The 674-nt window shown below is 62.8% G+C and carries 1 protein-coding gene; it reads left to right on the top strand.

The window, feature by feature from the left end; translation table 11 throughout:
* Positions 1-147: 147 nt before the first annotated feature.
* Positions 148-674 (top strand): helix-turn-helix domain-containing protein (locus C7C46_RS33565; RefSeq protein WP_181442685.1); only part of this gene is annotated, 527 nt, incomplete at its 3' end.

The raw sequence follows: 674 nt of genomic DNA on the forward strand, positions 1-674 counted from the left end.
TGATCTGCCGCTGTAGTACTTGGAGGTCATGGTCGGATTTCGCTTCCTCGACTATTACTGACTGTGCCTCAAGCGTCGCCGCCCGCAACTACCATGCACAGGGGGTGGAGGCTTATTCCTGCGGTGGTAAGGAATGGAAGTGAACGCATGAGCGAGGAACTTGACCCCACGTCATCCCTTGCCGCCTTGTACGGCTACCGCGCGAAGAAGGCCCGCGAACGCCTGGGCCTGACCCAGACCCAGGTCGGCACCCGCACCCACACGCACAGCACCCGGATCAACCAGATCGAGCGGAACACGGGCAGCCGGCCGACGCTGGAGCTGTCGAAGCTGATGGACCAGGCGCTTGACACGGACGAGCTGTTGCAGGACCTGTGGCCGCATGTGGAGAGCGAGCGGTATCCGGACTACGCGCAGGCGTTCATGCGATACGAGGCTCAGGCGGTCGGGATCCAGGAGTTCACTGGCCATGTCGTCCCCGGGCTACTTCAGACTCGCAGCTACGCACGTGCGGTGCTCAGACTCGCCCAACTACCTGAAGCCAAGCAGGACGTAGAACGCAACCTGGCGGCTCGGATGAGCCGCCAGAGCCTGATCTTGCGGCCCGACGGTACACGCTGGGAGGTGATCCTCGACGAAGGGGTGATCCTCCGCGTGAAGTTCCCCCCTGATCT

The sequence above is a fragment of the Streptomyces tateyamensis genome (genome assembly GCF_003205575.1).
Taxonomy (GTDB): domain Bacteria; phylum Actinomycetota; class Actinomycetes; order Streptomycetales; family Streptomycetaceae; genus Kitasatospora; species Kitasatospora tateyamensis.